General features: G+C 67.4%; 16 protein-coding genes and 1 riboswitch. Of the genes, 7 read left to right on the forward strand and 9 right to left on the reverse strand.

What is annotated here, in order from left to right; translation table 11 throughout:
* Positions 1-149: 149 nt before the first annotated feature.
* Positions 150-1742, reverse strand: a complete 1593-nt coding sequence (locus JYG37_RS26815) for an inorganic phosphate transporter (protein WP_050016329.1) — start codon at positions 1740-1742, stop codon at positions 150-152.
* A gap of 165 nt (positions 1743-1907) precedes the next feature.
* Complete coding sequence (locus JYG37_RS26820; protein ID WP_050016327.1) at positions 1908-2498, reverse strand: histidine phosphatase family protein; 591 nt, start codon at positions 2496-2498, stop codon at positions 1908-1910.
* 50 nt (positions 2499-2548) lie between these two features.
* Positions 2549-2687, forward strand: a riboswitch (cobalamin riboswitch).
* A gap of 33 nt (positions 2688-2720) precedes the next feature.
* Here JYG37_RS26820 and JYG37_RS26825 point away from each other — a divergent pair.
* A complete protein-coding gene (locus tag JYG37_RS26825) occupies positions 2721-2930 on the forward strand; it encodes a CbtB domain-containing protein (protein ID WP_006488502.1) in 210 nt (69 codons plus the stop codon).
* Between the two features lie 13 nt (positions 2931-2943).
* Complete coding sequence (locus JYG37_RS26830) at positions 2944-3666, forward strand: CbtA family protein (RefSeq protein ID WP_213346192.1); 723 nt, start codon at positions 2944-2946, stop codon at positions 3664-3666.
* 22 nt (positions 3667-3688) lie between these two features.
* Here JYG37_RS26830 and JYG37_RS26835 read toward each other — a convergent pair whose 3' ends face one another.
* The gene (locus JYG37_RS26835) at positions 3689-4597 is read right to left on the reverse strand and encodes a LysR family transcriptional regulator (RefSeq protein WP_213346193.1); all 909 of its coding nucleotides are present in this window, start codon (positions 4595-4597) and stop codon (positions 3689-3691) included.
* A 127-nt stretch (positions 4598-4724) separates the two neighbouring features.
* Between JYG37_RS26835 and metE the strand changes: the two genes are divergently transcribed.
* Positions 4725-7019, forward strand: coding sequence for a 5-methyltetrahydropteroyltriglutamate--homocysteine S-methyltransferase (gene metE, locus JYG37_RS26840; RefSeq protein ID WP_213346194.1), 2295 nt, complete (start codon positions 4725-4727; stop codon positions 7017-7019).
* A gap of 130 nt (positions 7020-7149) precedes the next feature.
* Here metE and JYG37_RS26845 read toward each other — a convergent pair whose 3' ends face one another.
* Positions 7150-8475 carry an MFS transporter gene (locus tag JYG37_RS26845; protein ID WP_176016388.1) on the reverse strand — a complete coding sequence of 442 codons (1326 nt, stop codon included), beginning with the start codon at positions 8473-8475 and terminating at the stop codon, positions 7150-7152.
* A 54-nt stretch (positions 8476-8529) separates the two neighbouring features.
* Entirely contained in the window at positions 8530-9486 is a 957-nt protein-coding gene (gene speB, locus JYG37_RS26850; protein WP_176016387.1) for an agmatinase, read from the reverse strand.
* Positions 9487-9620: 134 nt separating this feature from the next.
* On the opposite strand from speB, the gene JYG37_RS26855 reads away from it, so the two are divergent.
* The gene (locus JYG37_RS26855; RefSeq protein WP_179233179.1) at positions 9621-10538 is read left to right on the forward strand and encodes a LysR family transcriptional regulator; all 918 of its coding nucleotides are present in this window, start codon (positions 9621-9623) and stop codon (positions 10536-10538) included.
* Positions 10539-10599: 61 nt separating this feature from the next.
* Here the strand turns inward: JYG37_RS26855 and JYG37_RS26860 are convergent, their stop codons facing one another.
* Complete coding sequence (locus JYG37_RS26860; RefSeq protein ID WP_050016315.1) at positions 10600-11064, reverse strand: Lrp/AsnC family transcriptional regulator; 465 nt, start codon at positions 11062-11064, stop codon at positions 10600-10602.
* 134 nt (positions 11065-11198) lie between these two features.
* Between JYG37_RS26860 and JYG37_RS26865 the strand changes: the two genes are divergently transcribed.
* The 3 genes from JYG37_RS26865 (at position 11199) to JYG37_RS26875 (ending at position 15463) form a co-directional block, all read left to right on the forward strand.
* Complete coding sequence (locus JYG37_RS26865; RefSeq protein WP_089489689.1) at positions 11199-11819, forward strand: LysE family translocator; 621 nt, start codon at positions 11199-11201, stop codon at positions 11817-11819.
* Between the two features lie 304 nt (positions 11820-12123).
* A complete protein-coding gene (locus JYG37_RS26870) occupies positions 12124-13713 on the forward strand; it encodes a S53 family peptidase (protein ID WP_089489688.1) in 1590 nt (529 codons plus the stop codon).
* Positions 13714-13786: 73 nt separating this feature from the next.
* On the forward strand, positions 13787-15463 hold the full coding sequence (locus JYG37_RS26875) for a S10 family peptidase (protein WP_213346195.1): 1677 nt from the start codon (positions 13787-13789) through the stop codon (positions 15461-15463).
* A 75-nt stretch (positions 15464-15538) separates the two neighbouring features.
* Here JYG37_RS26875 and nadE read toward each other — a convergent pair whose 3' ends face one another.
* From nadE to JYG37_RS26890, 3 genes are all read right to left on the reverse strand, one after another.
* A complete protein-coding gene (gene nadE, locus JYG37_RS26880; RefSeq protein ID WP_089489686.1) occupies positions 15539-16387 on the reverse strand; it encodes an NAD(+) synthase in 849 nt (282 codons plus the stop codon).
* 249 nt (positions 16388-16636) lie between these two features.
* Positions 16637-17506: a DMT family transporter gene (locus tag JYG37_RS26885; protein ID WP_050016305.1), complete on the reverse strand. Its 870-nt coding sequence runs from the start codon at positions 17504-17506 to the stop codon at positions 16637-16639.
* Between the two features lie 192 nt (positions 17507-17698).
* Entirely contained in the window at positions 17699-17884 is a 186-nt protein-coding gene (locus JYG37_RS26890; RefSeq protein WP_006480515.1) for a hypothetical protein, read from the reverse strand.
* Between the last annotated feature and the right edge of the window lie 178 nt (positions 17885-18062).

Raw genomic sequence — 18062 nt, forward strand, 5'->3', positions numbered from 1 at the left:
GAAACGGGGAAACGTTGAAGGCGCGGTATCGGCACACTGAATGTGGCGACGGGCCGGAGCGGCGAGGGAAGCGGAAAGGCGGAGAAGCGCCACATCCAACCTACCGCAGCAGGTAGCCGGCTATCGCCCGCCCCCCGCCGCGTACACGATCACGCCAGCGACCGGAACAACCAGTAAAGCCCAGCCGCCAGCGCAATCGACGCCGGCAGCGTCAGCACCCATGCGAGGACGAGGCTGCGCACCGTGCTCCATTGCAGCCCGGAGCCGTTCGCCGCCATCGTGCCCGCGACACCCGACGACAGCACGTGAGTCGTCGACACGGGCAGCCCGTACATGTCGGCGGCGCCGATCGTCAGCATCGCGACCAGTTCGGCCGATGCGCCCTGTCCGTACGTCAGATGCTGCTTGCCGATTTTTTCGCCGACGGTCACGACGATCCGCTTCCATCCGACCATCGTGCCGAGACCCAGCGCGATCGCGACGGCGACCTTCACCCACGTCGGAATGAACTTCGTCGCGTGGTCGAGCTGCTTGCGATAGTTGTCGATCGCGAGCTTGTCGTCGGCGGCGAACGCGGGCTGGCCCGACTTCTCCATCAGACGAATGGCTTCGGACACCAGATACATCGTGTTGCGCACGTTGTCGACGTCGCGCTGCGGCACGGCCGCCATCGAGCCCGACGCGCCGACGGCGGTCGCAAGCGACGTGGACAGCTGCGCGACGGCCGGCAGCACGGCGGGCGTCAGTTCGCGATGCTGCACGTAGTGTTCGACATCGGCGCGCGGGTTCGCGGACGGCGCGACGCCGTTCGTGTATTTCCCGAACGTCGCGGCCGCCTGGTTCGCGACCGCCACGAAGGTCTGCGATTCGGCGGGCGTGACGGCCTTGTTCAGCGCATACGCGGTGGGCACCGTGCCGATCAGGATCAGCATGATGAGGCCCATCCCTTTCTGTCCGTCGTTCGACCCGTGCGCGAACGACACGCCGGTGCAGGTGAGGATCAGCAGGCAGCGAATCCAGAACGGCGGCGGCTGATCCTTCGGCGGCTCCTTGTACAACTCAGGAATCCGCACGGCGGCCTTCAGCACGAGCAGCAGCAGCGACGCACACAGGAAGCCGACGATCGGCGACAGCAGCAGCGACTTGCCGACGCCGAGCGCCTGGCCCCAGTCGACACCGCTCGTGCCGGACGGCCCGTGCAGCAACTGGTTCATCAGCCCGACGCCGATGATCGACCCGATCAGCGTGTGCGAGCTCGACGACGGCAACCCGAAATACCAGGTCGCGAGGTTCCAGACGATCGCGGCGATCAGCAGCGCGAACACCATCGCGAAGCCCGAGCCGCTGCCGACCTGCAGGATCAGCTCGACCGGCAGCAACTGCAGGATCCCGAACGCGACGGCGCCGCTCGAAACCATTACGCCGAGGAAGTTCCACATGCCCGACCAGATCACCGCGACGTTCGGCGTCAGCGAGTGCGTATAGATCACGGTCGCGACCGCATTCGCGGTGTCGTGGAAGCCGTTGACGAATTCGAAGCCGAGCGCGATCAGCAGCGCGGCGCCGAGCAGCAGGTACGGGAACAACGTCCCTTCGCGGACCGGCGCCAGATCGTCGATCAGGTGCGTGGCGATATAGACGGCGCCGAGCACGAGCACCAGCAGGAACGCGGCATAGCCGATCTGCCGGGTGCGTGCGACGGAGCCCGGATTGTTCGGGGCGGATGAAGCAGGTTGATTCATGACGGCATCTCGTGAGGGAACCGCGTCCGATCCTAGCTGCGGCTAGCAGTCAGTTTGATGACAGTCGGGATGACGAACGGTGTGTCTTACGGGATGTAAGGCGAGCGGCGACATGCGACGCGTCGGCGCGCATCGTTCGCTCACATAGTGAGCAGGACAGTGAGTTTACGCGCCGGTGTCGCGCACGTTGGCGGCCGTCGCGGCCAACGTCCAGCCGCTCGGCGACGCGACGAATGTCGTGCACGACAGCGGCGCGACGTCGAGACGCGCGGCGGCCTCGAGGCTCATCCGCCGCACGTGCGCGAGGGTTGCGCGGACGATCGGCGCATGCGTGATCGCGACGACATCGCGATCCGTCGGCAGCGTGCTCAACCATGTGCCGACCCGATGCGCGGCGGCGTCGAACGATTCGCCGCGATGCGGCGACGCGGACGGCGTGCCGATCCACGCGGCCAGTTCGTCGGGCAGGTCGCGCGCGAGATCGTGCAGCCGCTTGCCGCGCCAGTTGCCGTAGTCGATGTCGCGCAGCGCGTCGTCGATGTCGGCGTGCAACCCGAGCGCATCGGCGGTCTGCGTTGCGCAGCGTGCCGGGCTGCACAGCACGAGCGAGCCGGCAGCACCCGTCAGCCGGCCGCGCAGCGCAGCGGCTTCGGCGAGCCCGTGCGCGTCGAGCAGGTCGTCGTCGGGAAACGTGCCGGTGCGCATCGCGCGGGTCGATGCGTGTGCGATCAGGCAGAGCGAGGCAGGTTTGGTCATGTCGGTTGTCGGATGATCCGGAGCGGGACGCGCTTACCCGTGTGTCATCGCTTCAATACGCGAACGTTCGCGCGTACAATTCGCCCGATACGAAGCGCGGAAGCCGGTGCAATTCCGGCGCGGTCGCGCCACTGTAACCGGGGAATCGACGATCCCGGAAGCCAGACCTGCCTTCGTACCCATCCATCATTTGTCGGGGCGCGATTCCCCTGAGGTGCATCCATGAGCGAAGCAGTGCTGAAGCCGGCGGTCGTGCCGGCACCCATCCCCGTCCGCGAGCTGTTGCCCTGGGCCGTGTTCGTCGGCCTGATCCTGCTGCTCGCGCTGTATTTCGTCGGTGCGGAACAGGGCGCGACGTCGCTCGTGCCGGGCATGTATGTCCACGAATTCGTCCACGACGGCCGCCATCTGCTCGGCTTTCCCTGCCACTGACGCGGAGCCTGCGATGGTCGGAAAGCTGCTCATGCGCGGGATGCTCACAGGCATCGCCGCGGGCCTCCTCACGTTCGGTTTCGCCAGGATCGTCGGCGAACCGCAAGTCGATCAGGCGATCGCCGTCGAAGAGAAAACCGCCGCCGCCCAAGGCGAGGCGCCGGAACCCGAGCTGGTCAGCCGCCACACGCAGGCCGGCCTTGGGCTGCTGACGGGCGTCGTGACGTACGGCGCGGCATTCGGCGGACTATTCTCGCTGGTCTTCGCGTATGCGTACGGACGCGGCAGCCGCCTGCCGGCACGGCCGCTGGCCGCATGGCTCGCGCTGGCGGCGTTCGTTGCGCTCGTGGTCGTGCCGAACCTCAAGTACCCGGCCAATCCGCCGTCGGTCGGCGACCCCGACACGATCGGCTATCGCACCGGCCTGTTCTTCCTGATGATCGCGATCTCGGTCGCGACGATGGTGTTCTCGGTCGGCGTGCGCCGCCATCTGCTGGCGAAGCTCGGCCCGTGGAACGCATCGATCGTCGCCGGGCTCGTGTTCGTCGCGATCATCGCGGCCGTGCAGATCGGGCTGCCATCGGTCAGCGAACTGCCCGCCGATTTCCCGGCGACCTTGCTGTGGAAGTTCCGCGTGGCGGCCATCGGCATGCAGGTGATCATGTGGACGACGATCGGCCTGCTGTTCGGCGCGTGGGTCGAGCGCGGCGAACGCGCCGGCCTGTGCGCCGCCTGACGCGCGGGGCAACCGGGCGCGCCTAGCGCAGCATGCGCGGCGCTCTCCACGTCGATTCGCGCGCCAGCGCGACGAACGCGGCCAGATAGTCGATCGCTGCGTCCGCTTCGCGGATGCCGAGGAAGATCTGCTTCGCGATGCCGTTCTTGCCGAGCTTGACCGGCACGACCGGCATCCGGTCCGCATACTCGTCGGCAAGCCACCGCGGCAGCGCGGCCACGCCGCGCCCGCTCGCGACCATCTGCAACATGATGTCGGTCGTCTCGATCGACTTGTGCCGCCTCGGCACGATGCCGGCCGGCGTCAGGAACTGGTTGTAGATGTCGAGCCGGTCGGTCTCGACCGGGTACGTGATCAGGATCTCGTCGGTCAGTTGTTCGGGCGTCACGTAGTCGACGTTCGCGAACCGGTGCGAATCCGCGACCACCAGCACCTGTTCGTAGTCGAACACCGGGTCGAAGCGCAGCCCCGGCTTGTTCAGCGGATCGGGCGTCACGAGCACGTCGATGTCGTAACCGAACAGCGCGCCGATGCCGCCGAACTGGAAGCGCTGCTTCACGTCCACGTCGACGTCGGGCCAGCGCGACAGGTACGGCGACACGACCTTCAGCAGCCACTGATAGCACGGGTGGCACTCCATCCCGATGCGCAGCGTGCCGCGCTCGCCCTTCGCGTACTGCTTCATCCGCTCCTCGGCGAGCTCGAACTGCGGCAGCAGCCGGTTCGCCAGCTTCAGCAGATAGTGCCCGCCCTGCGTGAGCCGCAGGCCGCGGCCTTCGCGGTCCCAGATCGCCGTGCCGAGCTGCTGCTCGACTTTCCTGACGGTGTGGCTGAGCGCCGATTGCGTGAGGTGCAGCGCATTGGCCGCCGCGGTCAGCGAGCCCTGGCGCTCGACTTCACGTATGACGACGAGATGGAATCGTTCCAGCATGGATTGCGTGCATCGGGCAGATGCATGAAAAATGTTAATGGATGAATGAAATAATGCCATTTTATTTCATGGTTTGAAATCCCTATGATGGCTGCCGGATCTACACTTTCTTCTGGACGGCAGCTTCATGGTCACGACACACAACCTCGGTTTTCCGCGCATCGGCGCGAAGCGCGAACTCAAGTTCGGTCTCGAACGCTACTGGAAGGGCGAATCGTCGCGCGACGAACTGAAGGCGCTTGGCGCCGAGTTGCGCCGGCGTCATTGGCACGACCAGCGCGATCTCGATCTCGCGCCGATCGGCGACTTCGCGTTCTACGACCAGGTGCTCGACATGAGCTTCACGCTCGGCAACCTGCCGAAGCGCGTGCAGGATTTCCACGGCGATGCGCTCGACAATTATTTCCGCGTCGCACGCGGCCGTTCGGCGCAGTCGACGGAGGAGCACGCCGCGTGCTGCGGCGGGGTCGCGGCCGGTGAAATGACGAAGTGGTTCGATACGAACTACCACTACATCGTGCCGGAGTTCCATGCGGACACGAATTTCTCGCTCGATCCGTCGCGTCTGCTCCAGCAACTCGCCGAAGCGACCGAGCAGGGCGTGAATGCGAAACCGGTGATTCTCGGCCCCGTCACGTACCTGTGGCTCGGCAAGGCGAAGGACGATTCCGACCGCCTCGCGCTGCTGCCGAAGCTGCTGCCGGTGTACGGCGCGCTGCTCGACACGCTGACCGCGCAGGGTGTCGAATGGGTGCAGATCGACGAACCGATTCTCGTGACCGAGCTCGATGCCGAATGGCGCCAGGCATTCCGCATCGCGTATGAGGCGCTGGAAACGCGCCGCATCAAGCTGCTGCTCGCCACGTACTTCGGCCAGCTTCAGGACAATCTGACGCTCGCGGCGTCGCTGCCGGTCGACGGCCTGCATATCGACGCGATCAACGCACGCGACGAAGCCGACGCGCTGGTGCGCGAACTGCCGCCGGAGCGCGTGCTGTCGGTCGGCGCGATCAACGGCCGCAACATCTGGAAGACCGACCTGAACGCCGCGCTCGACTGGCTCGAGCCGCTCGCGAAGCAACTGGGCGACCGGCTGTGGCTCGCGCCGTCATGCTCGCTGTTGCACGTGCCGGTCGATCTCGCGAGCGAAGAGAAGCTCGACGCGGAAATCCGCTCGTGGCTCGCGTTCGCGCTGCAGAAGCTCGACGAGCTGAAGGTGCTCGCGACCGCACTGAACGAAGGCCGCGACAAGGTGGCCGACGCGCTCGCCGCGAATGCCGCCGCGATCGATTCGCGGCGCCGCTCGCCGCGCGTGAACAACCCGGCGGTGAAGGCCGCGCTCGCGCGCATCGACGCGCCGCTCGGCAACCGCGCGAGCCCGTATACGCAGCGTGCATCGAAGCAGTCGGCGCGCCTGAACCTGCCGGCGTTCCCGACGACGACGATCGGCTCGTTCCCGCAGACCGCCGACATCCGCCAGGCGCGCAGCCGGTTCAAGGCCGGCGCGCTGGACGAAGCCGGCTATCGCGCGGCGATGCAGGCCGAGATCGAACGCAGCGTGCGCGAACAGGAATCGCTCGAACTCGACGTGCTCGTGCATGGCGAAGCCGAGCGCAACGACATGGTCGAATACTTCGGCGAGCAACTCGACGGCTATGCGTTCAGCCAGTTCGGCTGGGTGCAGTCGTACGGTTCGCGCTGCGTGAAGCCGCCGATCCTGTTCGGCGACATCAGCCGCCCGAAGGCGATGACGGTCGAATGGATCGCCTATGCGCAGTCGCTGACGGACAAGCCGATGAAGGGCATGCTGACCGGCCCCGTGACGATCCTGAACTGGTCGTTCGTGCGCGACGACCAGCCGCGCTCGGTGTCGTGCTACCAGCTTGCGCTGGCGATCCGCGACGAAGTGCTCGATCTCGAGAAGGCCGGCGTGCGCGTGATCCAGATCGACGAAGCCGCGCTGCGCGAAGGGCTGCCGCTGCGCCGCGCGCAATGGAGCGACTACCTGAAGTGGGCGGTCGAGTCGTTCCGCATCACCGCGAACGGCGTGCAGGACGATACGCAGATCCACACGCACATGTGCTATTCGGAGTTCAACGACATCATCGCGTCGATCGCCGACATGGACGCGGACGTGATCACGATCGAGACGTCGCGCTCCGACATGGAGTTGCTCGATGCGTTCGACACCTTCAAGTATCCGAATGAAATCGGGCCGGGCGTGTACGACATTCACTCGCCGAACATCCCGACGCAGGATCATATCGTCGGGCTGATGAGGAAGGCGGCCGAGCGGATTCCGGCGGAACGTCTGTGGGTGAACCCGGACTGCGGGCTGAAGACGCGTCAGTGGGAGGAAGTGATTCCGGCGCTGACGAACATGGTCGCCGCGGCGAAGACGCTGCGTAGCCAGGTGCGGTAACCACGCAGCGAATGCAGGGCGGTAGCGGTCGCCGATCGTCGATCATCGATCGGGCGGCAAAGAAAACGACCCGCGAAAGCGGGTCGTTTTACGTCATGCATGCATGTGCGACAGGCGCTACGCGTCGGCGCTACGCGGCGCGTGCGCCGCGCGGCAGCGCTTCGCGCGTCTTGCCGGGCGCGCCCGCATCGTCGATGCTGACGCGGCGCGAGATCAACCACACGCACAGCGACGACAGCACGGCGGCGCTCGTGTACTGGAGCGCGAGCGGCCACCATTGCGGGGCCGCGTTCTGCGCGATCAGCGTCGCGACGAGCGGCGTGAGGCCGCCGGCGAGCGCGCCGCACACCTGGTACGCGATCGAAATTGCCGTATAGCGGATCCGTGCGATGAAGATGCCGCTGACGAAGCCCGCGACGACCGAGTAGTAGCCCGATTCCGCGAGCGTCGCGAGGCCGACGCCGACCGTGATCGACACCGGCGTGCCCATATGCACGAGCGGCAGCATCACGAACGGGACGATCATTGCCCACGCGCCCGTGATCAGCAGCACGCGCGTGGTGCCGAAGCGCTGCGCGAGGAACGCGGCCGCGAGCTGCACGACGAACTGCAGCACCGCGACGATCGTCATGCAATGCAGCACCATCGACCGGTCGAGCGACAGGAACTGGGTCGCGTAGCTGATCATGAAGATGTTGCTGAAATACACGCCGGCGATCCCGTACACGTTCGCGCCGATCGCGAGCAACAGCAGCGGCCAGGCCTTGAGCGCCTCGCGCAGCGGTTTTTGCGCGATGTTGCCGCTCTTCCTGACTTCCTCGAACTCGGGCGATTCCGACACGCTCGCACGGATCACGAAGCCGACGACCAGCAGCACGGAACTCGCGAGGAACGGCACGCGCCAGCCCCAGCTCATCATGTCGTCCTTCGACAGCGTGCTGATCGCGCCGAACGCGAGCATCGACAGGATCAGGCCGCTCGCGCTGCCCAGTTGCGCGAACGACGCGAAGAACGTGCGCTTGCCTTCGGGCGCATGCTCGCCGGCCAGCAGCACCGCGCCGCCCCATTCGCCGCCCACTGCGATGCCTTGCAGCACGCGCATCAGCACGAGCAGGATCGGTGCGATCACGCCGGCTTGCGCATGCGTGGGAAGCAGGCCGATCGCGACCGTCGACACGGCCATCAGCATCAGCGTCGCGAGCAGCGACCGCTTGCGGCCGAAGCGGTCGCCGAGATAGCCGAACATCACGCCGCCGAGCGGCCGCGCGAAGAAGCCGACCGCGAACGAGCCGAACGATGCAAGCAGGCTGATGAAACGGTTTTCGCCGGGAAAGAACAGCGGCCCGAACACGATGGCGGCGGCGGTCGCATAACTATAGAAGTCGTACCACTCGATCGTGGTGCCGACGAACGACGCGAGCGCCGCCCGCTTCGGTTGCTTGACGGAAGTCCCCATCTTTCTGTGTGCTCCTCTGGAATCCTCTGATTTGGAATAGTGGCGGCGCCGGGATCAATCGCGGTACTTGACGCCCGGCAGCACGCACAGCAGCTCGTACGCGAGGTTCGCGCCGAGCAGCGCGGTGGTGCCGAACGGGTCGTACGGCGGCGCGACTTCGACGAGATCGCAGCCGACGATGTTCAGCCCCTTCGCGCCGCGGATGATCTCGAGCGCCTGCGGCACCGTGAGGCCCGCGATTTCCGGCGTGCCGGTGCCCGGCGCGTAGGCCGGATCGATGCCGTCGATGTCGAACGTGATGTAGACGGGCGTGTCGCCGATGCGCGCGCGCACTTCTTCCATCAGCGGCGCGAGCGACTTGTTCCAGCATTCCTCGGCCTGGACCACGCGGAAGCCCTGCTCGCGGCACCAGTCGAAATCCTCGGCCGCGTAGCCGGTGCCGCGCAGGCCGATCTGCGTGACCTTGTCGCCGTGCAGCAGTCCTTCCTCGACCGCGCGGCGGAACGGCGTGCCGTGCGCGATCTTTTCGCCCATCATCGTGTCGTTCACGTCGGCATGTGCATCGACGTGGATCAATGCAACCTTGCCGTGCTTGCGGTGGATCGCGCGCAGGATCGGCAGTGCGATCGTGTGGTCGCCGCCGAGCGTGATCGGCTTGCAGTCGTGCTCGAGAATCGCGTCGTACGCGGCTTCGATGCGGGCGATCGAATCGTGCAGGTTGTACGGGTTGATCGCGACGTCGCCGATGTCGGCGATCTGCAGCGAATCGAACGGTGCTGCGCGCGTGGCCATGTTGTACGGGCGCAGCAGCACGGATTCGGTGCGGATCTGGCGCGGGCCGAAGCGCGCGCCGGTGCGGTTCGACGTGCCGAGATCGAACGGCACGCCGACGAAACAGGCGTCGAGGCCTTCGGCGCTCGACACGTGCGGCAGGCGCATCATCGTCGCGATGCCGCCGGAGCGCGGCATTTCATTGCCGCCGAGCGGCTGGAAATGGATGGGGTCGTTCATGGGGTCGTCTCTTCCGGTGTGGGGCTGCCGTATCATGCGACGCGGCCTGGCGCACAGTTTTACGCGCTCGGCCGGGAAAGAAGAATGCGAAGATATCGACGTAAACATCGATCTTCATCGATGTATGGAAGGGGATGAACGTGCTGGGGAATCTGTCGACCCTCGATCTGCGGTTGATCCGCGTGTTTCTCGCGGTCACGGACGCGGGCGGCGTGTCGGCCGCGCAGGCGATGCTGAACGTCGGCCAGTCGACGATCAGCGCGCAGCTGTCGTCGCTCGAGACGCGGCTCGGCTACCGGCTCTGCGAGCGCGGCCGCAGCGGCTTCCGGCTGACGCCGAAGGGCGAGCGGTTCCACGCGATGAGCCGCAGGCTGCTCGCGGCGCTCGACGAGTTCGGGATGGCCGCGCGGCACATGGACCGCCAACTGGTCGGCACGCTGAACATCGGCCTGATCGGTCATACGCCGGTCAGCCAGAATGCGCGGATCGCCGAGGCGATCGCCGCGTTCCGCACGCGCGACGAGGCCGTGCGCTTCTCGATTTCGGTGCGCGCGCCGGGCGATCTCGAGGAAAAGCTGCTGAGCAACGAGATCCAGATCGCGGTCGGCTATTTCTGGCATCGCGTGCCGACGCTGCACTACACGCCGCTGTTCATCGAGCGGCAGGTCGCGTACTGCGGCCGCGGCCATCCGCTGTTCGAACGCGCCGGCACGCTGACGCCGGCCGACGTCGCCGGCTTCGAGTGGGCCTGGCGCTCGTATCCGCTGCCGGAGGCGCAGATGTCGACGACGCCCGATCGCGTGACCGCGACCGCCGACAACATGGAGGCCGTCGCGCTGCTGATCCTGTCCGGTCATCACCTCGGCTACCTGCCGCAGCACTTCGCGGCGCCGTATGTCGCGCAGGGGCTGCTCGCGCCGCTCAATCCCGAGCAGCTGCACTATGAAGTCACGTTCCACATGGTCGTGGCGCGCGACGGGCGCGGCGATCCGGTCGTCGAAGCGTTTCTCGAGGATCTCGAACGCGCGCATCAGTCGCTCGACGCGGTGTGACGCCGGCGCGGCCGACAATGTGAACAAGCGTTGCGCGCGCGGCTTGTCGGCCCGGCGTGCGTCACGGCACCGGCAACCCCGCGTCGTGCTTCACCTCGCGCAACGACAGCGCCGATTCGATCGACGTCACGCCCGGCAGCATCCGCAGCGAATCGCGCAGGAACGTGCCGTAGTCGTCGAGGTCGCGCGCGACCACCTGCAGCAGGTAATCGGCCGTGCCTGCTACGTTGTGGCACGCGAGGATCCGCTCGATGCCGAGCACTTCCCGTTCGAACCGGTCGGCGACCTTGCGGTCGTGCGTCGCGAACCGCACGAGCACGAACGCAACCACGCCGAAGCCCAGCGCCTGGCGTGACAGCTGCGCGCGATAGCGCTCGATGTAGCCGTCGTTTTCCAGACGTTTCAGGCGCCGCGCGCACGGCGTCTCGGACAGGCCGACGGATTCGGCGAGCCGCGCGATCGGCAGGCGGCCGTCGCGTTGCACCGCGGCGAGTATCGCGCGGTCGGTTTTGTCGAGCTCGGTCATGTTGGTGGAATCCTTTTTACAGTTTCGTGATTGTGGCGGATTCCCCTATGAATCGCCATTCCTGAGCCAAAGTTGGCCAATAATCCCTCCGCCTTCAGCGGCAACATATCGTCATTGAAGGACGGGGGCAGACCATGATTTCCACGCATTTGCTGTTGATTTATCTCGCCGCGCTGGCGGCCATTTACGCGGTGCCCGGGCCCGACATGGCGCTCGTGCTGCAGACCAGCATCGGCCGCGGCGTGCGGCCGGGGATGGCCGCGGCGGCCGGCCTGTCGCTCGCGCGCACCGCGCACGTGACGCTGTCGGCGTGCGGTGTCGCGACGCTGATCCGCAGCGCGCCCTGGTTGTACGAGGTGATCCGCTACGGCGGCGCGTTCTATCTCGCGTACGTCGCGATCCAGGTGTTCCGCTCGCCGGTGTTCGCGCTCGGCGACGGCGACGCGGCGGCGGGCGAGTTGCGGCAATCGTTCGTGAAGGGGCTGCTGACCAACCTGCTGAACCCGAAGGCGCTGCTGTTCTGCTCGGTGCTGCTGCCGCAGTTCGTGCGGCCCGAGGCCGGGCCGGTCGTCTGGCAGATGTTCGCGCTCGGCGCGCTGCTGGTGGCGGCCGGCGTGTGCTTCGACCTCGCGTGCGTGTTCGGCGCGTCGCGCATCGCGGCGTGGATGCGCGCGCATCCGCTCGCGCAGACGGTGCAGCGCTGGACCTTTTCCGCTGCGTTGATCGGTTTTGCGCTGCGGTTGTCGATGGACTGAGACCGAGCGCCGCCGCATGGTCGCCGGCGGGTAGGCAGGCCGCGCGGGCGCGCCATGCGCGAATCGACACAGGCCGCGCGCGATGCCGGCCTTCGCGCGCACGCTTGCCGCAGAAGGGCGTGCGCGCAAATCGTCTGACTGTTCTAAACTTCCTCTACCTTCGCGCCGTCGCAAACGCGCCGTCGCAAACGCGCCGTCGCAGACGCGCCGTCGCGAATCGACTGACCGAACGGAACCGTCTTCCGCGGGCTATGTCCGATTTCCTGGCTGTTCCGTGCAACGCGGTACCAAGGAGGGTCTGAACATGGCAAGGCATCTTCAAGCCGACCGTGAACCCCGTATCGTCGCCGAGTCCAAGTGTCTCGGCCAGTGCGATCCGGCAGAACGCATCCACGTCACGATCATGTTGCGGCGGCAGGAAGAAGGGCAACTCGATGCATTGGTCCACCAGCTCGCCAGCGGCGACGCCGGTGCAAAACCGCTGTCGCGCGACGCATTCGCGCAGCGTTTCTCCGCCAATCCCGACGACATCCGCAAGACCGAGGACTTCGCGCACCGTCATCAACTGGCGGTCGATCGTGTCGACCCGGTCGAAAGCGTCGTCGTGGTGTCCGGCACGATCGCGCAGTTCGAAGCCGCGTTCAGCGTGAAGCTCGAGCGTTTCGAGCATCGGTCGATCGGCCAGTATCGCGGCCGTTCGGGCCCGATCACGCTGCCCGACGAGCTCGGCGATGCGGTGACGGCCGTGCTGGGCCTCGACAGCCGGCCGCAGGCGCGGCCGCACTTTCGCTTCCGTCCGCCGTTCAAGCCGGCGCGCGGCGCGGCGGCCGTCACGTTCACGCCGATCCAGCTTGCGTCGCTGTACGATTTTCCGGCCGGCGACGGCGCCGGGCAATGCATCGCGATCGTCGAACTCGGCGGCGGCTATCGCGCGGCCGACATCCAGCAGTATTTCCGCGGGCTCGGGATCACGACGCCGCCGACGCTCGTCGACGTGAACGTCGGCACCGGCCGCAACGCACCGACCGGCGAGCCGAACGGCCCGGACGGCGAAGTCGCGCTCGACATCGAGATCGCCGGCGCGATCGCACCGGCCGCGAAGATCGCCGTCTACTTCGCGCCGAACAGCGACGCGGGCTTCATCCAGGCCGTCAACGCGGCCGTCACCGACAAGACCAATCGGCCTTCCGTGATCTCGATCAGCTGGGGCGGCCCGGAGGCGATCTGGCAGGCGCAGTCCGCCCATGCGTTCAACCGCGTGCTGCAGGCGGCCGCCGCACAGGGCATCACCGTCTGCGCGGCGTCGGGCGATAGCGGCTCGGGCGACGGGCTGCAGGATGGCGCCGATCACGTCGATTTCCCCGCGTCGAGCCCGTACGTGCTCGGCTGCGGTGGTACGCAACTCGACGCGCTGCCCGGGCAGGGCATCCGCAGCGAGGTCACGTGGAACGACGAGGCGGCCGGCGGCGGGGCGGGCGGCGGCGGCGTCAGTTCGCTGTTCGACCTGCCGGCATGGCAGCAGGGGCTGAAGGTCGCGCGCGCCGACGGCACCACCACGCCGCTCGCGAAGCGCGGCGTGCCGGACGTGGCCGGCGACGCGTCGCCGCAGACGGGTTACGAAGTGTCGGTCGCCGGCACGCCGTCGGTGATGGGCGGCACGAGCGCGGTCGCGCCGCTGTGGGCCGCGCTGATCGCGCGGATCAATGCGACGGCCGGCGCGCCGGCCGGCTGGATCAATCCGGTGCTGTACAAGCATCCGGGCGCGCTGCGCGACATCACGAAGGGATCGAACGGCACGTATGCGGCCGCGTCCGGCTGGGACGCGTGCACGGGCCTCGGCAGCCCGAACGGCGCGCAACTCGCCACGATCCTCGCGCGCAAGCCGTCGAGCTGACGCGCCGGCGCACGCCTTTCCGTTCGACGCGGGTGGTCTGCCCGCGTCTTTTTTCACCTCCAGGAGCAGCACGATGGGCATCGATTCCGCATCTTCCGGCGGCGTGTATCCGCTGCATCACGGCGACCACAATTCGCATGGCGTGCCGCCGACCATCAACCCGGTCGCGCTGAGCCACGGCCGCGACCAGCCGTTCTTCGATCCGGTCGCGTACGGCAACGGCCCCGACGACTCGGTGACGGACACGACCGAGGCGGCCGCGATCACGCACCACACGATCCTGATCGATGGCAAGCGGATCGCGTACACGGCGACGGTCGGCCACCTGGTGACGGTCGATCCGAGCAGTTCGCAGCCGGCCGCGAAGATTTTCTACGTCGCGTTCACGGCCGACGGCGCGAAAGAGGAAACGCGGCCCGTGACGTTCTTCTATAACGGCGGGCCCGGTTCGTCGTCGGTGTTCGTGCTGCTCGGCTCGTTCGCGCCGAAGCGCATCAAGACGTCGATGCCCGGTTTCACGCCGCCCGCGCCGTACCAGCTCGAAGACAACCCGGACAGCATGATCGACCACAGCGACCTGGTGTTCATCAACCCGGTCGGCACCGGCTATTCGGCGGCCGTCGCGCCGAACAAGAACCGCGACTTCTGGGGCGTCGACCAGGATGCGGATTCGCTGAAGCAGTTCATCAAGCGCTACCTGACGAAGAACAACCGGTGGAATTCGCCGAAATACCTGTTCGGCGAATCGTACGGCACCGCGCGCAGCTGCGTGCTCGCGTACAAGCTGCACGAGGACGGCGTCGACCTGAACGGCGTCACGCTGCAATCGTCGATCCTCGATTACCGGCAGGCCGGCAACCCGGTCGGCGCGCTGCCGACCGCCGCGGCCGATGCGTGGTATCACAAGAAGCTCGGCATCAAGTCGGCGCCGAGCGATCTCGGCGCGTTCGTCGAGGAAGTCGCGCAGTTCGCGCGCACCGACTACCTGAGCGCGCTGCGCGCGATGCCGCATGCGAACCCGGCCACCGTGCAGAAGCTGTCGGCATACACGGGTATCGATACGGCGACGCTGCAATCGTGGGGGCTCGACATCGCCGGCTACGACACGCGCGGCAATTCGCTGTTCCTGACGACGCTGCTGCATGCGCAGGGGCTCGCGCTCGGTTCGTACGACGGCCGCGTGACCGGGATCTCGTCGGGCATCGCCGGCAAGATCGACCCGAATTCGGGCGGCAACGACCCGACGATGACGGCCGTGACGGGCGTCTATACGGCGATGTGGAACAGCTACCTGAACGAGCAGTTGAAGTTCACGTCGAACTCGGCGTTCACGGACCTGAACGACCAGGCCTTCAAGAACTGGGATTTCAGCCACATCGACCCGACCGGCGCGCAGCAGGGCATCGATGCGCAGGGGAACGTGATCCTCTACACGGCCGGCGACCTCGCCGCGGTGATGGCGCTGAACGTCGACCTGAAGGTGCTGTCGGCGAACGGACTCTACGATTTCGTCACGCCGTTCTACCAGACCGTGATCGATCTGCAGCAGATGCCGCTGGAGGACCAGAAGGTGCGGCAGAACCTGTCCGCGCGGTTCTACCCGTCGGGGCACATGGTGTATCTCGACGGCGGCTCGCGCACCGCGCTCAAGCGCGACCTCGCGACGATGTACGACGCGACGGTCAGCGATACGGGCGCGCGGCTGCGGATTCGTGCGCTGCAGGCGAAGAAGACGGGCGGGAACGCATAGCGTTGCCCGGCGCCGATGTGCCGCGCGCAGCCGTGACGGTGCGCGCGGCGGTATGTCGGTAGCCGGGCGGCCGGCTTAGGCGGTCGGCCAGTCGAACATCGTGTACGGCAGCGCGCGCTTGTGGCGCGACCCGTCGTAGAAGCGCAGCACCGTTTCGTAGACGCGGTCGGCGACCGGCTTGCCTTCGAGGAAATCGTCGATCTCGTCGTAGGTCACGCCATACGCGTGCTCGTCGGGGCGCAGCGGGCGCAGTTCCTCGAGGTCGGCCGTCGGCACCTTCATCACGATCAGCTCGTCGCCGCCGAGCGCGCGTGCGACCCCGCGCACACGACGCTTGCTCAGGCCCGCGAGCGGCAGGATGTCCGCGCCGCCGTCGCCGAACTTCGTGAAGAAACCCATCAGCGATTCGGCCGCGTGGTCGGTGCCGATCACGATGCCGCGCCGCGCGCCGGCCACCGCGTACTGCGCGATCATGCGCTCGCGCGCCTTGATGTTGCCGTGCACGAAATCCTGTTGCGCGGGGTTTTCGAACGCGTGGCCCGACGCGACCAGCGAACGGAGCATCGCATCGGCGGCCGGCTTCACGTCGACCGTCAATACCTCGTCCGCGCGCACGAACGCGAGCGCGCGCTGCGCATCGTCTTCGTCGTTCTGCACGCCGTTCGGCAAGCGCATCGCGATGAAGCGCGCGTCGTAGCCACCGGCGCGCAGCTTTTCGACCGCGAGCTGCGCCAGCCGGCCGGCCGTCGACGAATCGACGCCGCCGCTGATGCCGAGCACGTAGGTCCGCAGGCCGGTCGAACGAAGGTATTGCGCGAGGAAATCGACGCGGCGGTCGATTTCGGCCTCGGCGTCGAAGTGCGGGGCGACGTTCAGTTCGGCAATGATCGCGCGTTGGCGGCTGGCGTAATCGGCGGATGTCATGAGGAAAGTTCCGGGACGAAATGCAAGGCGCTCATCATAAGCGCAATCGCGGCGCGCCGCCGCGCCGGACAGGCGTTTCCGGCGGTTTCGCGTTGCATCGGCGAGACGCGCCGCATTGCCGTGGTGCGCGGTGCGCCGGGCGGGTGCAGGAGATGCTGCGCGAAGGGCGGCCGTGCGCGCGGCTTCAGCGAGGAGGGATGGAGGCCCGATGATGGCGTGGCCGCTCGATCCCGCGTGCGTCTTCGCCCGTCAGCGCCGCGCGAGCACGACGCCCACCAGCGCGAGCGCGAAACCGGCGAGCTGGATCGTCGCGAGCGTTTCGCCGAACAGCGCGTAGCCCTGCAGCGCGGCCAGCGGCGGCGCGAGGAACAGCAGCGACGTCGCGCGCGCCGCATTGCCGTGCCGCAGCATCCACATCAGCATCGTGACCGCGCCGCCGGACAGGAACACGACGCCCCACACGAGCGACACCCACAGCGCCGGCGCGTCGATCCAGCGGGTTTCATGGAGCAGCACGACGAAGACGGCCGCGACGAGCGCCGCGCCGAAGTTCTGCACGGCGACCGCCGTGCGCAGGTCGCTCTGCGCGAGCTTGCCTTTCTGGTACAGCGAGCCGGCGGTGATCGACCCGACCGCCAGCACCGACACGGTGACGACGAGCCACGCAGGCGCGGCGCCCGGCGGCGGCGCGACGCCGCCGGTGACTTTCGGCGCGAGCACGAGCGCGACGCCGGCCAGCCCGAGCGCCATCCCGAGCCAGCCGCGCGCGGGCAGACGTTCGTTGAACAGCGGAACCGCGAGCACGGCGGTGGCAAGCGGCTGCAGCGCGCCGAGCAGCGCCATCACGCCCGCATTCAACCCTTGCGCGACGGCCCAGTAGCTCGCGCCGAGATAGACGCCTTGCAACAGCGCGCCGGCGATCAGGTGGCGCGGCCATTCGCGGCGGGCCGGCCACGGGGCGCGCGCGGCGAGCGCGACCACGCCGAACAGCGCGGCCGTGCCCGCGAAGCGCGCGAGCAGGAACAGGTTCGGATCGGCGTAGGGCTTGATTGCCCGTGCAACGATGAAGCCGGTGGACCACAGCGCGACGAAAACGGCGGCGACGATCGAGTTGAGCATGCGTGACGGGCCGCGACGCGGCCGGACAGATCCGGAAAGTCGGCCAGTATCGGGCGAAGCGACGCTGGCGTCTTGTCGAATCCTGCACTCACGCCGCGCGGTGCGTGACGGTGCGGGCGATCATCGCGCGCCAGGGGGCGGTGTGGTGGGAGCGAGCGCCCGTCGCGCGGGGCGGGCGCGCAGCAGCGACGCTCAGTCGATCGAGAACGTATCGAGCGGCTGGTTGGCGCGTGCGTCGGTCGCGAAGCGCGCGGCGAGCTGTTCGTAGAGCCGACGCGCTTCGTCGAGCGTCAGGTCGATCCAGTACGGATCGCCTGCCGCGTCGTTGAGGCGTTCCGGCGGAAACTGGATTTCTATCACACTGCCTTTGCGATACATGGCGCGAGCCCCTTTATTGGTCGGTCTTGGTCGGTCGTTCGGCGAAGCGCAAAGTGTAGCAACCGGCGCCGCGCGGATTCGCGCGCGCCGGGCAATACAGAATTTCGCTTTCGGGCAACGCGCGCGGCCGCCGCCCGGCCGTGTTACCGGGCCGTGTTTCCCGGCCCGGTCAAATGGT

This window comes from Burkholderia sp. LAS2 (assembly GCF_018417615.1).
Taxonomy (GTDB): Bacteria; Pseudomonadota; Gammaproteobacteria; order Burkholderiales; family Burkholderiaceae; genus Burkholderia; species Burkholderia sola.